This window comes from Actinomadura madurae (assembly GCF_047130825.1).
Taxonomy (GTDB): Bacteria; Actinomycetota; Actinomycetes; order Streptosporangiales; family Streptosporangiaceae; genus Spirillospora; species Spirillospora madurae.
The window spans coordinates 6,296,958-6,309,940 of the sequence record NZ_CP083237.1; the positions used below are offsets into that span (position 1 = coordinate 6,296,958).

Annotated in this window: 14 protein-coding genes and 2 pseudogenes; 12 read left to right on the forward strand and 4 right to left on the reverse strand. The window is 68.4% G+C overall.

Annotation, left to right across the window (positions count from 1 at the left end; genetic code table 11):
• Positions 1-35 precede the first annotated feature (35 nt).
• From K8Z49_RS28690 to K8Z49_RS28720, 7 genes are all read left to right on the forward strand, one after another.
• The gene (locus tag K8Z49_RS28690; protein WP_021591749.1) at positions 36-470 is read left to right on the forward strand and encodes a Zn-ribbon domain-containing OB-fold protein; all 435 of its coding nucleotides are present in this window, start codon (positions 36-38) and stop codon (positions 468-470) included.
• The gene (locus K8Z49_RS28695) at positions 467-1,726 is read left to right on the forward strand and encodes a thiolase C-terminal domain-containing protein (RefSeq protein ID WP_412515696.1); all 1,260 of its coding nucleotides are present in this window, start codon (positions 467-469) and stop codon (positions 1,724-1,726) included. The genes K8Z49_RS28690 and K8Z49_RS28695 overlap by 4 nt, the downstream gene beginning before the upstream one ends.
• A gap of 19 nt (positions 1,727-1,745) precedes the next feature.
• On the forward strand, positions 1,746-4,352 hold the full coding sequence (locus K8Z49_RS28700; RefSeq protein WP_021591751.1) for a CaiB/BaiF CoA transferase family protein: 2,607 nt from the start codon (positions 1,746-1,748) through the stop codon (positions 4,350-4,352).
• The gene (locus K8Z49_RS28705; RefSeq protein WP_021591752.1) at positions 4,349-5,290 is read left to right on the forward strand and encodes an LLM class flavin-dependent oxidoreductase; all 942 of its coding nucleotides are present in this window, start codon (positions 4,349-4,351) and stop codon (positions 5,288-5,290) included. Before K8Z49_RS28700 ends, K8Z49_RS28705 begins: the two co-directional genes overlap by 4 nt.
• A 39-nt stretch (positions 5,291-5,329) precedes the next feature.
• Positions 5,330-6,028, forward strand: a complete 699-nt coding sequence (locus K8Z49_RS28710) for a hypothetical protein (RefSeq protein WP_021591753.1) — start codon at positions 5,330-5,332, stop codon at positions 6,026-6,028.
• 94 nt (positions 6,029-6,122) lie between these two features.
• Positions 6,123-6,569 carry a hypothetical protein gene (locus K8Z49_RS28715; protein WP_412515697.1) on the forward strand — a complete coding sequence of 149 codons (447 nt, stop codon included), beginning with the start codon at positions 6,123-6,125 and terminating at the stop codon, positions 6,567-6,569.
• 70 nt (positions 6,570-6,639) lie between these two features.
• Complete coding sequence (locus K8Z49_RS28720; protein ID WP_412515698.1) at positions 6,640-7,332, forward strand: hypothetical protein; 693 nt, start codon at positions 6,640-6,642, stop codon at positions 7,330-7,332.
• A 107-nt stretch (positions 7,333-7,439) separates the two neighbouring features.
• Here the strand turns inward: K8Z49_RS28720 and K8Z49_RS28725 are convergent, their stop codons facing one another.
• Positions 7,440-7,838 (reverse strand): ATP-binding protein, encoded by a 399-nt coding sequence (locus tag K8Z49_RS28725; RefSeq protein WP_412515699.1) that lies wholly within the window; start codon positions 7,836-7,838, stop codon positions 7,440-7,442.
• A 136-nt stretch (positions 7,839-7,974) separates the two neighbouring features.
• On the opposite strand from K8Z49_RS28725, the gene K8Z49_RS28730 reads away from it, so the two are divergent.
• The 3 genes and pseudogenes from K8Z49_RS28730 to K8Z49_RS28740 all read left to right on the forward strand — a co-directional run bounded on the left by K8Z49_RS28730 (position 7,975) and on the right by K8Z49_RS28740 (position 8,862).
• Positions 7,975-8,184, forward strand: a complete 210-nt coding sequence (locus K8Z49_RS28730; protein WP_412515700.1) for a helix-turn-helix domain-containing protein — start codon at positions 7,975-7,977, stop codon at positions 8,182-8,184.
• A pseudogene (locus K8Z49_RS28735) lies at positions 8,159-8,608 on the forward strand (DUF5753 domain-containing protein); the annotation flags it as partial. The gene K8Z49_RS28730 and the pseudogene K8Z49_RS28735, both read left to right, overlap by 26 nt.
• Positions 8,599-8,862: a DUF397 domain-containing protein gene (locus K8Z49_RS28740; protein WP_021591757.1), complete on the forward strand. Its 264-nt coding sequence runs from the start codon at positions 8,599-8,601 to the stop codon at positions 8,860-8,862. The pseudogene K8Z49_RS28735 and the gene K8Z49_RS28740, both read left to right, overlap by 10 nt.
• Positions 8,863-8,911: 49 nt before the next feature.
• Here the strand turns inward: K8Z49_RS28740 and K8Z49_RS28745 are convergent.
• The 3 genes and pseudogenes from K8Z49_RS28745 to K8Z49_RS28755 form a co-directional block, all read right to left on the reverse strand.
• Positions 8,912-9,331: pseudogene (locus K8Z49_RS28745) on the reverse strand (transposase); the annotation flags it as partial.
• A gap of 171 nt (positions 9,332-9,502) precedes the next feature.
• Positions 9,503-9,922 carry a hypothetical protein gene (locus tag K8Z49_RS28750; RefSeq protein ID WP_412515701.1) on the reverse strand — a complete coding sequence of 140 codons (420 nt, stop codon included), beginning with the start codon at positions 9,920-9,922 and terminating at the stop codon, positions 9,503-9,505.
• Between the two features lie 601 nt (positions 9,923-10,523).
• Complete coding sequence (locus tag K8Z49_RS28755; RefSeq protein WP_021591760.1) at positions 10,524-11,273, reverse strand: SDR family NAD(P)-dependent oxidoreductase; 750 nt, start codon at positions 11,271-11,273, stop codon at positions 10,524-10,526.
• A 70-nt stretch (positions 11,274-11,343) separates the two neighbouring features.
• Here K8Z49_RS28755 and K8Z49_RS28760 point away from each other — a divergent pair, with 70 nt between their 5' ends.
• Complete coding sequence (locus K8Z49_RS28760; RefSeq protein ID WP_111830909.1) at positions 11,344-12,264, forward strand: LysR substrate-binding domain-containing protein; 921 nt, start codon at positions 11,344-11,346, stop codon at positions 12,262-12,264.
• Between the two features lie 57 nt (positions 12,265-12,321).
• The gene (locus K8Z49_RS28765) at positions 12,322-12,969 is read left to right on the forward strand and encodes a class I SAM-dependent methyltransferase (protein WP_412515702.1); all 648 of its coding nucleotides are present in this window, start codon (positions 12,322-12,324) and stop codon (positions 12,967-12,969) included.
• Positions 12,970-12,983 lie beyond the last annotated feature (14 nt).

Below are 12,983 nucleotides of genomic sequence, written 5' to 3' on the forward strand. Positions count from 1 at the left end.
AGCGGTCCGAGCGGGGTCGGCGACGGCAGGAGCCCGTGCCGGTCTGGGAACGCTACCCGGACGCCGCCCTGGACGACGACTCCCGCCACCTCTACGAGGGCTGGCTGGAGCGGGAGTTGCGCCTTCCGCGGTGCGCCGACTGCGGGGCCTGGCACGCCCCGCCCCGGGCCATCTGCCCGTGGTGCTGGTCCTTCGACGTCGTGCCCACCAAGGTCAGCGGGCGGGGGGTCGTCCATCTGTCGATGCTCCTGCATCAGGGGCCCCAGGCAGAGGGCGTCAGCTATCCCCACCCGGTGGTGACGGTGGAACTGGCCGAACAGGCGGGTCTGCGGTTCACCAGCACCATCATCGGCAGCCCGGCGCTGCCCGCCCCGATCGGGACCGCGGTGGAGCTCGCCTGGACCGAACGGGCCGGAGCGCCGTACCCGGTCTTCCGCACCGTCACCACCCAGGACGGAGCCCGGCGATGACCCACAACGGCATCCAGGACCGGATCGCCATCGTCGGCGTCGGTTCGACCGGCTACACCCGGCGGACCGGCCGCAGCGCGCGCACACTCGCCGCCGAGGCCGCGGTCGCCGCGATCAGGGACGCGGGCCTGACCCGCGATGACATCGACGGGGTCGTCTCCTCGGCCGGCATGGGCAGTTGGACGATCGTCCCCCCGGGCGCCACCGAGATGGTGGCGATGCTCCGGCTGCCGGAGGTCACCTACTTCGGGGACGGCAACCCGGTCATCGTCGGCCCGCTGCTGGACGCGATGAACGCGATCTACGCGGGTGTGTGCGACACCGTGCTGGTGTACCACTACAACTTCCGCTCCCCGTACAACTCGCGGAAGGCCGCGGAGGACCCGTTCCGGCGATGGGTGCGCGGCTACGACAACCCGCCTCCGGAGAACGCCCGCAACGCCGCCGCGTACGCCGCCTGGGCGAGCAGGTACCTCCACGAGAACCAGGTCACCAGGCGGCATCTCGGCCGCATCGCCGTGAACAGCCGGACCAACGCGGCCGACAATCCGCTGGCGGCCATGCGCACCAGGCTGACCCTCGACGACTACCTCGCGGCGCCCATGATCCGCGAGCCCCTGGGAATGCTCGACATGGACCTCCCGGTCGACGGCGCCGAGGCGTTCGTGCTGACCAGCGCCGAGCGGGCCCGCGACCTGCCGCACGCCCCCGTGCTGATCCACACGGCGAGCGAGGGTCTGGTCGAGACCGCGAGCGACGAGGAGCAACTGGCCTCCCTGCATCGCCACGGCCAGGACGTCGTGGTCGGCCAGCTCCGGGCCCGCAGCGAACGCACTCTCGCGGACGTCGACGTCGCCTACATCTACGACGGCTTCACCTTCATCACCCTTTCCTGGTTCGAGAAGCTGGGCTGGTGCGATCCCGGCGAGGCCGGGAAGTTCGTCGAGGAGCATTGGGACACCGAACGCGACCGGCTCCTCATCGACGGCCGTGTCCGGGTCAACCCCCAGGGCGGCATGTTGTCGGAGGGCGGATCCCAGGGAACCGGGTACGTCCGCGACGCGGTGCACCAGCTGCGCGCCACGGCCGGCGACCGCCAGATCCCCGGTGCCCGCACCGCCCTGCTTGCCATTGGCGGGTTCTTCTACAACTCCCAGGCCGCGGTCCTCGTCGCCGACGAAGACGCCATGCCCGACAAGAACGCCATGCCCGACGCGGGCCGGCATGCCCCGGCGACAGTCCGCACCACTTCCTGACCGAAAGGACACCGGTCTGATGAGCACCACCAACCAGGTCGCCGCCCGGCCGTTCCTGGACGGGATCCGCGTCCTGGAACTGGCGAACGAACTCGGCGAATACTGCGGGAAGCTGCTCGCGGGGCTGGGCGCCGACGTGGTCAAGGTCGAGCCGCCAGAGGGTGAGGAGACCCGCCGGTACGGCCCGTTCCACCACGACGTGCCGGACCCCGACCGCAGCCTCTGCTTCTGGCACTTCAACCTCGGCAAGCGGTCGATCGTGCTCGACCTCGACAGCGCGCAGGGAAGGGCGGAGTTCGCCGGGTTGGCGGAGACCGCGGATGTGATCATCGACAGCCGTCCCCGCGGCTACCTGGACGAGCGGGGCATCGGATACGAGCGGCTGCGCGAGTCCAATCCGGCGCTGATCCACGTCCGTATCAGCCCCTTCGGGGACACCGGGCCCTGGGCCGGCCATGTGGGCAGCGATCTGGTCCACCTCGCCCTTGGCGGGGTCATGATGAACTGCGGATACGATCCCGATCCGTCCGGTTGCTACGACACACCGCCGGTCGCACCCCAGATGTGGCAGTCGTACCAGATAGCCGGTGAGATGGCCGTCATGTCGGTGCTCGGGGCGCTCACTTACCGGCTGCGCACCGGCAGGGGCCAGACCCTCGACACCAGTGTCCACCAGGCCGTGAGCGCCAACACCGAACTGGACACACCGGACTGGGTGCTGTTGCGCATGGAGCACCACCGCCTGACCGGCCGCCACTCGATGCCCGACTCGACCGTGCCCTCCCTGGCGATCACCAAGGACGGCCGCTATGTGATGCCGTACCGGACCTATCTCAAGAGCTTCGGTACCGACTGGGACGCCAACCTCCGGGTCCTGCGCAAGTACGGCATGCAGGCCGACCTCGACGACCCCGAGTACCGCGACGAGGACTTCCGTCTGCAGCCGATGACGGCGATGCACATCAACGACGTCACCGACACGCTGGTCGGGCGCCTGAGATACGACCGGGAGATCTGGCGCGACGCCCAGGCGGAGGGCCTGCCGTGGGCGCCGATCCGCCGCCCGGAGGAGAACGTCGACGACGACCACTGGCAGGCCAGGGACACCTTCTTCGCCGTCCACCACCCGGAGCTCGGCGAAACCTTCACCTACGTCGGGGCCAAATGGTTCTGTCCCGAGGTGCCCTGGCACCGCGGCCCGCGACCTCCGCTGCTCGGCGAGCACACCGCGACAGTGCCGGCCGAGTGGCGCGCCGCGCGGCCCGAGCGCCGGCGAGCCGTGCGGCCACCGCGCGAAAGCCGATCCCGGGACGCCGCACCATCCTCGGTGAGCAGGCACGGCAAACCGTTCGCGCTGTCCGGTGTCCGGGTCATCGACCTGAGCTGGATGCTCGCGAGCGCCGGCGCCGGCCGGTTCCTCGCCGCGATGGGCGCCGACGTCATCAAGGTCGAGCACGCGTCGCGCTGGGACAGCATGCGATTCGGGTACGGCATGTGCCCGCCGGGAGGCCGCGCCGAGCGCGACGCGGCGACCGGCCCCATCACCGCCCCCGAGGTCACCGACCCCGATCGCTGCGGGCACTTCATGGACGTCAACGCCGGCAAGCGCGGCATCTCCCTCAACCTCAAGCATCCGCGGGGCAAGGAGGTGCTCGAAGAGCTCATCCGCGAAGCGGACATGATCGTCGAGGGCTTCTCGCCGGGCACGATGGAGCGGATGGGCCTCGGCTACGAACGGCTCAAGGAGCTCAACCCCTCGATCGTCTACGTCCAGCAGTCCGGTTTCGGGCAGCACGGCACCTACGGCGCGGCGCGCGCGTTCGGCCCCACCGCCCAGGGCTACTCGGGCCTCACCGAGATGTCCGGGCTGCCGTCTCCGTTCCCCCCGGCCGGGATCGGCTACTCCTACCTCGACTGGTTCGGCGCCTACAACATGGCCAACGCGATGCTCGCCGCCCTGTACCGCCGCACTGCCACCGGTCAGGGGTGCTACATCGACGCATCGCAGACGGAGGCGGGGATCTACCTGACCGGCACCGCCGTCCTCGACCACTCGGTGAACGGACGGGCCTGGTCCAGGTACGGCAACCGCTCCCCGTACAAGCCGGCCGCCCCGCACGGTGCGTACCGCACGCGAGGCGACGACCGGTGGATCGCCGTCGCGGCCTTCACCGAGGACCATTGGACGCAGCTCATCGCCGAGCTGGGCAGCCCCGGCTGGGCGCGGGAGCCGAGGTTCGCCACGCTCCAGGACCGGCTTCGCCACCAGGATGACCTGGACAGGCTGCTCGAATCGGCGACCAGTGGCAGGGACGGGTTCGAACTGATGGCCGCGCTCCAGGCGCGGTCGGTGCCCGCCGGGGTGTGCCAGACGGCCCAGGACCGCTACGAGAGCGACCCTCAGCTACGCCATCGGAAATGGATGGTGGAGCTGGACCAGCGCGACATCGGCACCTGGCCGGTCAAGGAGAATCCCGTTTCGATGAGCGAGACGCCTTCCTATATAGGCGGTCCTTTCGATCACTCGGGGCCGAGCTACGGGCAGGACACCTACCAGGTGCTGACCACGATTCTCGGCATGGACGACGATCGCGTGCGGGAACTCCGTGAAAGCGGTGCCCTGTGACGCGGCCGGAGAACGCCCCGGCGCCCCGCCGGGTCCGGTTCGGGATGGCGGCCACCGACGTCGCGACCCTGCCGGAGACCGCCCGGTCCATCGAGGATCTCGGCTACGACTATCTGGCCGTCGGCGAGCACCTGTTCTTCCACGTGCCCACACCCAACGCACTGACCGCCCTGTCAGCGGCCGCGGTCCTCACAAGCCGGATCGAACTGCTCTCCGGCGTCCTCCAGTTGCCGCTCTATCCGGCGCCGCTCCTGGCGAAGATGGGCGCTGTCATCGACGTGCTGTCCAACGGCAGGTTCAACCTGGGGGTCGGTGTCGCCGGCGAGGAACCGCGCGAGTTCGAGGCGTGCGGCATACCGGTGAACTCCCGTGGTGCGCGCTCGGACGATGCCCTGGACGTCGTGACCCGGCTGTGGACGCAGAAGTCGGTCTCCCGCGAAGGGCCGTACGGAACGCTGCGGGATGTCACGCTCGACCCCGCCCCCGTACGACGGCCGCATCCGCCGATCTGGGTGTCCGGGCGAAAGACACCGGCCATCCGGCGCGCGGCACGGTTCGCGCAGTGGTGGATGCCCTACATGTACACGCCCGAGAGGTTCGCGGCGAGCCTCACCGAACTGCGCTCGCTGAGCACGGCCGCCGGGCGCGAACCCGATGCCGTGCGCCCCGCGCTCTTCGCCTTCGTCTCCTGCCACGCCGACCGGGACCGCGCCGTCGACCAGGCGGTCCGGCGACTGAGCGCGCAGTACGACCAGGACTTCTCCCAGCTGACTGAGAAGTACGTGCTGGCCGGGAACCCCGACGACTGCGCGGCGAAGATCTCCCGGTTCGTCGAGGCGGGTGCGGAAACGGTCATCCTCGTGCCCGTCGGTGAGGAGCGCGACTTCGCGGACATGCGGGCGCTGCTGAGCGCCGAGGTGCTCCCCGCGTTCGCCTGACCCGGGCCCCGCATCCACCTCAGCGAGCAGAGGAGCCTCGTGGACACCGAGCACTTCATCGACGCCGACCCGCCCTACCTTCACCCCGAGTACAAGAACACCGTGCTGCGCGCACCGGACAGACGCCTGGTGCGGCTGCCGCGCGAATGGTTCCACCACTCGCCAGGCCCGGTCTTCGGCCGCGTTCCAGTGGCGCCGGGCGACAACGACCTGACGGCGCAGCACTCGGGCACGCCCATCGGCCACGTCATCGTCCTGTCCGGGCGTCTGCTGGACAGCGACGGCCGCGGTGTGCCCGGCGCACTGATCGAGATATGGCAGGCCAACGGCGCCGGGCGGTACGTGGACCACGCCGACCCGGGGCTGATGCCACTCGATCCGAACTTCACCGGCGCGGGACGCACGATCACCGACTCCACGGGGCGGTACGGCTTCCGGACGATCAAGCCCGCGCCCTATCCGGCCAGGTATCGGGGCATGTACCGGCCCGCGCACATCCACTTCTCGGTCTGCGGTCCGGACCTGAGCAGCCGCCTCGTCACGCAGTGCTACTTCGAGGGCGATCCGTTGCTTCGCAACGACCCGGTCGTCCGGGCGATCCCGGACCCGCGCGGCATCGACCGGCTCACCGCCAAGCTGAACTGGGACGCGACCGAACCGGGCGGGGTCGGCTCCGCCCTCGCCTACGACTGGGACATCGTCCTGCGCGGTCGCATGATGACCCCTTGGGAGCACTGACATGAGTTCCGGCCCGTCCCAGCACGCCGCCCCGGCAACCCCCACGGCACTCACCCCCTCGCAGACGATCGGCCCCCTCTACGGCTTCGCCCTGATGTTCCAGGACAGCCACATCAGCGCCGGCCCGGAAGACGCGGAGATGATCCACGTGGAGGGCTCCGTCCTCGACGGCGAAGGACGGGCCCTCACCTACCCGGACGCCATGATCGAGGCATGGCAGGGCCGACAGTGGGTGCGCGCGCGGACCGACCAGGACGGCATGTTCCGCTTCACCGTCCGCAAGCCGCAACCGCTGCGAACGGGCGACGGCCGTCTTCACGCCCCCCACCTGAACGTCGCCGTCTTCGCGGCCGGCCTGCTCAAACAGGCGATGACGCGGCTGTACTTCCCCGATGAGCGACAGGCGAACGAGCAGGACCCGGTGTTGAAACGCCTGCCACCCCAGGACCGCCACCGCCTCGTGGCACAGCGCGGGAAAGACGCCCTGCGATTCGACATCCACCTACAAGGAGACGACGCAGTCCCCTTCTTCGAATTCTGATCCCCGGGAGACAGGAACCATGGTCGTTCTCGGTCACGTCGCGTAAGAGCGGGCCTGCGATCATCAAAGCATGAGCGACTGGGAGCAGTTCCTCCAGGAGGTTTCTTGGTTCCTCCAACCCGGCCAGAGCGTCGTAGTGGGCGAGGCGCAGGCGTGGACGCGCGGATCGGTCGAAGACCTGCCCGAACTGTCCACACTGCTTGACTCGACAACTCTCACCCCGATCTTCGTCGGAGACACTGCGTACGAGTTGCTGGCGTGGGGACCACCGGACGGTCGACGGGGGTGGCTCTGTCATCTGCCCGACGTTGCGAACAGCGAGTCTTTTCCCAAGGCGCACCAGAGCTTCTGGAAACTCTGCGGTGGAATCGTCGAGAGGTTCGGTGAACCCGACACCTGGTGGCGCGATCAGGACGAGGTGCTCACGGTCCAGGCGACACAGGTGCGAATCTCAGACGTCCTGGCCGACTACCTGTGGCTATGGGAAGGCGACGGCCTGACGATTCCCATCAACCCGGACGAGTACTACGCCGTGGCCGTAGAGGCGAACGGGAATCTCACGCTGGCGCATCGCGAAAACGGTCGACTCCTTCTCTTCGCACCAGACCACGCGCTCGAAGATGTCACTCCCCTAGACGGTTGCCCGCCATACTCGCTGCTCACGCTCGATAATGTGCCCGACCTCGCGACCTGGATAGAGGTATGCGCTGAGGCCTGGCGACATCGGCGACCCACGTCGCCGTGCGGATCTGCCGACGAGTAGGCGCAGTCGCGTCGAGGGGCCCCAAGCCCCCCACGTCCGGCGCAGGCGTAGATCCGGCCTGTAGGTAGCGGAGGGGCGGACGGGAGGGAGCGCCCCTCCGCTGGTCTTCATGTGGGGTTGAGGACGGCGAAGACGACCTTGCCGACGTCGCCGGCGAGCGGGCGGACGCCCCAGCAGCGGGTGAACTGGTCGACGATGAACAGGCCGCGGCCCGCCTCGCTGACGGTGTCGCTCTCCTGCATGTGCGGCAGGTCGCAGGTGGCGTCCTGGACCTCCATCCAGAGCGCGCCGTCCTCGGTGCGTCCGATCCGGAACGTCACGTCGTCGTCCGACGCGGACGCGTAGCGCAGGGCGTTGGTGACCAGCTCGCTGGCCACCAGGCACGGGACGAAGTCGTCCATGCCCCACCGCCCGATCACCAGCCGCACGAACCGCCGCACCTCCGCGACCACTCGAAGGTCCTGCTTCACCACCATCTCGTCCTCGCACCCCGCCGCCTCGCCCACGATCCATCTCCTCACTGTGTGTGTCGTACAGCACACATTGAGCCACTTTCGGGGCTACGATTTGCCTACCAAGGCCAGGCGGTAGGTCTTGGGAAGTTCTGATCAACATTGGTAACTTCCACAAGAGGTAAGAGCCATGCCCCCACGGCGTCAGCGTCCTCGCGAATCTCCCGCCCTCGTCGCCTTCGGCCGTCAGATGCGCCGATTGCGAGAAGCGAAGGCCGTTAAGCAGGAGACGATCGCGCAACTGACAACGATGAGCGGCGCTCAAATCAGCCGGATCGAAAACGGGAAGAGGCGAGCCACCGCAAACCCCGGCTTACGCACTGGCGATCTTGCGCGGTAACCAAGAGGCCGCCGACGCTCGACTCAAACGCCAGGCCATCCTCACCAAGGACGGCGGAAAGCCTCCTCTGGCCCTACTGCTGCTGATCGATGAGCAGGTGCTCGCCCGTCTCGTGGGCACGCCCGAGACAATGAAGGATCAGTTAGAGCACCTGGTAGCTATGAGCTCGTTGCCGAATGTCACGATTCAAGTAGTCTTGGGAAGCGGCGAGCACGACGGCAACATGGGGGCCTTCGTGGTCGCGACGATGGAAGATCGCAGCGAGGTCGCCTACATCGAGACTGCCGTCCGCGGCATCACGACGGACAACCCCGCGGAACTCTCCATCCTGGCGCGTACCTTGATTGACCTCCGTTCCCGGGCACTCACGCAAGAAACGTCCTGCGAACTGATCGGAAAGGTCATCGGAGAAAAATGGACCTGACAGACGCCAAGTGGCGCAGGAGCAGCTACAGCGGCTCTAACGGTGGCAACTGCGTCGAGCTGGCTGGGCTCACCTGGCACAAGAGCAGCCACAGCGCCTCGAATGGCGGGGACTGCGTCGAATTGGCGGACGCGACCGGGACGGCGGCGGACGCGGTGGCGGTGCGGGACAGCAAGGACCCGGACGGGCCCGTCCTTCTACTGACCCGCGCAGCCCTGCGTACGGCCGTCCAGTACGCCACCGACAAGCACTGACCGTCCACCCCCCGGCTACCCTGCCCCCGTCAATCATCCTTTAGCAGTGTCACGAGGCGGGCCAGGGCGTTGTGATGATGCTGGTCCAGGGCCAGTGCGCCGGGGGCGCGGCATCTGTCGGCGTCCGGTGGTGACCAGCCGTCCGGCGGTGTGCCACAGGCGCAGGCGGCAGGGTTCCCAGGCCTGGGCGGGACCGTTCGGACGGCCTCCGCCTCCAGGCCAGCAGGTCCAGCGCCAGGTGCACGATTCCAGCCAGATCTGGTTCTGCGCGGTGTGCGCAGGGGGGCTGCGCAGGCCGGTGGCGCGGGCGGCGCGGATGCGGTCCTCGGCGCGGGCGCGGCGGCGGTGGCGCAGTTCCAGCCCGGCAATCGCCAAGCCGGTGTGTTGGCAGCAAGCAGGTCAGGCGCATGCCGTCGACGGCCGTGAAGCATTGCCGAGCGCCCGGATGCGGTCCTTCTTTCCGGACGATCGGGAAGTCGACGGGCCGTCGGCACGTCTACGATGCGCTGATCGCCGACCAGGGCCGGCCCGGTCAGGCGGTACCGCCGACGGCGACTTCTCCCTGGCCCTCCGGGCCTATGCCGTGCCCGCGGAAATCCGCCACAGTCTCGCCACGATCACCTGACGATCGACTCGCGATTCAGTGGTCGTTGTAGATCTCGAACGTCCGGACGCCGTCGTAGCACCCCACACTGCTCGCCACGCATACCTGGATCTGGATCCACTTCTTCTCGGGAAGGTTGAACCTGCCCCCCATCGAAGCGTCGGAATACTTGCACTTCCCGTCGTTCTTTGTGTCGGGGAGGTCGAACCGGTAGGTGGCGTTCTTGCCCTGCCCCACGGACACCCATGCCATGGCTCGATGTCCATCGGACTTGGTGTCGCAGATCTTGAGGTGATCGCCCTTCTTCGTGAACCACGCCGTTGCCCCCTTGGTCTCTGACCTCCACGGGCCGTACTCCCAGGTGGCGGCCGATGCGGTACCTGAGCCCAGGGTCACCGCGGCCACGGCCACCGCGACCACGGGAAGGACGCGGGTGAGCAGCGCCTTGACGTTCACGCAGAATCCAATCTCTGGGGGAGAAAATCGCCCGAACGAGCGTGATCATGCTAGAGGTTCCGCGCCGAAAGCGATACAAGATCACTGAGCCATTGAACGCGCGTTGGATCCGGTTCTGGTGGACGGGGACTTCGGCCAGGTCACCGACCCGATGGGGGGCGGCAACGTGCGGATCACCACACCAGCGAACGCGCCAGAACCAGGCGACGCGCCCCCCGGGTGCTGATTTGGTTCTCACCGGGAATTCATAGGCAAGAAAGGTCGCGGCCAATGCCCCGGCCCATGGCGGCCAGAGGCAAGGCTGGCTTGCGTCCGCAGTCAGGCTCATGCCGTAGACGATCTCGGGCAGCAGGGGCGGCATGATGGTGACCGAGCACTGACGCCTCTGCCTCTGCGTCCGACACCACGTCCCCTGCCTTAGAGACCCCCGCGACGCTCCTTGCGGCTCTCCGCGCCTTGTCCGCTGTCGCCTGACCAGCCGGTACGAAGGCCCGCAGAAGACCGCCGAACGCCGCCGCGTCCGGGGAGAGGACGTATTGCAGGGTGGACTCGTCGGTGGTCAGGCCGATTGCAGTGGCGGTCCGGCGTCTGGTGGTGCCGGTTACGCCGTCATGCCGCCGTCTAGCGGGATGACCACGCCGTTGAGGTAGTCGGCGCTGGGGCCGGCGAGGAAGGTCACGACGGCGGCGACGTCTGCCGCGGTGGCCAGTCGGCCGGCCGGGATCGTCGGGAGCACGTCGCGCTCGATGTCGAGGGCTGCCTGCGCCGGTGCGGACATCGGGCCGTCGACGACGATGCCGGGGTTGACCGCGTTGACCCGTACGCCGTCCGGACCGTGCTCCAGCGCCCAGGTGCGGGTCAGGTTGTCCAGGGCGGCTTTCGAGGAGTTGTAGATCGACGCGCCCCAGTAGGTCTTGACCGTGCCGACCGTGCTGAGGTTGACGATTCGTCCGGCTCCGGAGGCGATCAGCCCTGGTAGCGCGGCCTGGGTCAGGAAGAACGCGGCCTTGTAGTTGAGTGCGACGATGCGGTCGAAATCCTCCTCGGTGCCCTCGATCGCCGGGCCGCTGGTGTAGACGGCGGCGTTGTTGACCAGGATGTCGAGCCGCCCGAAGCGATCCATGGTGGCGTCGACGATGCGGCGGTGCGTGCTGCTGTCGGTCAGGTCCGCGGGAACGAACATGGCGCGAGGCAGGTCCTTGGCGACGGCCTCGCCGGCTTCGGCGCGGCGGCCGACGACGGTGACCGCCGCCCCGGCGGCGGCGAGGGTGCGGGCGATGACGGCGCCGATGCCTCCGGTCGCGCCGGTGACGATCGCGACCTTGCCGTCCAGGTGAGGTGTGGAATCCATGTGATCGACCGTAAGAACGGGAGTTCATAAGATCAAAGACGAGTTCGAGATGACTTGATAACGTGAATGCATGAAGTTCGACCTGCGGCACCTGGAGTCGTTCGTCGCGGTCGCGGAGGAGTTGCACTTCGGTCGTGCTGCGGCCCGTCTGCACCTGGCCCAGCCGGCGCTCTCGCAGCAGATCCTGCGCCTTGAGGCGGCCCTCGGGGTCGATCTGCTGGTGCGCGAGCGACGGCGCACGGCGCTCAGCGACGTCGGCCGGCTCTTCCTGGTAGAGGCACGGCGCACGCTGGAACAGGCGAGAGTGGCGGAATCGGTGGCTGAGCGCGCGCGGCGCGGGGAGGTGGGCCGGCTTCGCGTCGGGTATCACCCGACCGCCTCGTCCCAGCTGTTCCTCACCGCGCTGTCCGCCTTCGAGCGGGCCGTCCCGGACGTGGAGCTGAGCCTGCGGGAGCTGCCCATGGGCGTCTTGGGCGAGCCGCTCCACGACGACACTGTCGACGTCGCGTTTCTCAGCACCTTCGGCGCGATCGATTGCGAACGGGGAGAGCTGCGGATGCGGATCCTGGCGAGAGAGTGTTTCCTCCTCGCCGCGCCAACGGGGCACGCGTTGGCGACGCAGGACGACGTCGCGCTGCGCGACGTCGTAGGCGAGACGCTCGTCATGCTGGGCCGTGACGTCTGCGCCTTCTGGCACGACGACCTGCTGGCGATGTGCGGAAGGGGCGGCTACACCCCTGAGTCGGTCCGGTATGTCGGCGAGCTAGGCACGCAACTCACCCTGGTGGCGGCCAGACTCGGAGTCGCACTGGTGCAGGAGACCAGCAGAATGGTGCGAACCGACGGCATCGACTACGTCCCTGTCCGGGACGCTGACCAACCGGTGATCTCCGCGGCGATATGGCGGGCCAACGATACGTCGCCGGCGCTTGCCCGCTTCCTGGACCTGCTTCCTGAAGTCATGCCAGGGCAGCCCGACCACACTGGTTGAGGCAATCTGCCGCATATGCACCTGTAGGCGCTCTGCCGGAGGGGCTACGGTCCTGGGATGACCTGGTTGTCGGATACCCAGAAGTCCTACGACGCCCTGGCGGCCGGCTATGCCGACGAGACCCGCGACCTGCTCGACAGGCTGCTGCACGTGCGGGCGGGGGTGGTGCTGTTCTCCGACCTGGTCCGCGCGATCGGTGGCGGGCCCGTCGCCGACGTGGGCTGCGGGCCGGGGCACACCACCGCCCTGCTGCGGGAGCTGGGCGCGGACGCGTTCGGCATCGACCTGTCACCCGCGATGATCGAGATCGCCCGCCGCGAGCACCCCGGCGCGCGGTTCGAGGTCGGGTCGATGACCGACCTCGACGTCGCCGACGGCTCTCTGGCGGGTGTGATCGCGTGGTGGTCGCTGATCTACATCCCGGACGATGCGGTGCCGGGCGTCCTCGGACAGTTCCGCCGGGTCCTCCGGCCGGACGGGGTGCTTGCCGTGGGATTCCACGTCGGTAACGAGTCGAAGCTTGAGACGACCGGAGACGGCGACCAGTCCGTACAGACGTACGTCCACCATCGCCGACCGTCCCGCGTGGCCGACTGGGTCCGCGAGGCGGGCTTCACCGTGGAGGCTCAGCACCTACTCAGCCCGGACAATCCGAAGCCGGGCGCGATCCTCTTCGCACGCAGGCCTTCGGCGGCCCCGCACTGACCGAGCTTGACTTT

Coding starts and splice junctions, on each gene's coding strand:
- K8Z49_RS28730 (WP_412515700.1), top strand. CDS start 7,975: ATGCCCCCACGGCGTCAGCGTCCTCGCGAATCTCCCGCCCTCGTCGCC.
- K8Z49_RS28765 (WP_412515702.1), top strand. CDS start 12,322: ATGACCTGGTTGTCGGATACCCAGAAGTCCTACGACGCCCTGGCGGCC.
- K8Z49_RS28740 (WP_021591757.1), top strand. CDS start 8,599: ATGGACCTGACAGACGCCAAGTGGCGCAGGAGCAGCTACAGCGGCTCT.
- K8Z49_RS28700 (WP_021591751.1), top strand. CDS start 1,746: ATGAGCACCACCAACCAGGTCGCCGCCCGGCCGTTCCTGGACGGGATC.
- K8Z49_RS28715 (WP_412515697.1), top strand. CDS start 6,123: ATGTTCCAGGACAGCCACATCAGCGCCGGCCCGGAAGACGCGGAGATG.
- K8Z49_RS28760 (WP_111830909.1), top strand. CDS start 11,344: ATGAAGTTCGACCTGCGGCACCTGGAGTCGTTCGTCGCGGTCGCGGAG.
- K8Z49_RS28695 (WP_412515696.1), top strand. CDS start 467: ATGACCCACAACGGCATCCAGGACCGGATCGCCATCGTCGGCGTCGGT.
- K8Z49_RS28720 (WP_412515698.1), top strand. CDS start 6,640: ATGAGCGACTGGGAGCAGTTCCTCCAGGAGGTTTCTTGGTTCCTCCAA.
- K8Z49_RS28755 (WP_021591760.1), bottom strand. CDS start 11,273: ATGGATTCCACACCTCACCTGGACGGCAAGGTCGCGATCGTCACCGGC.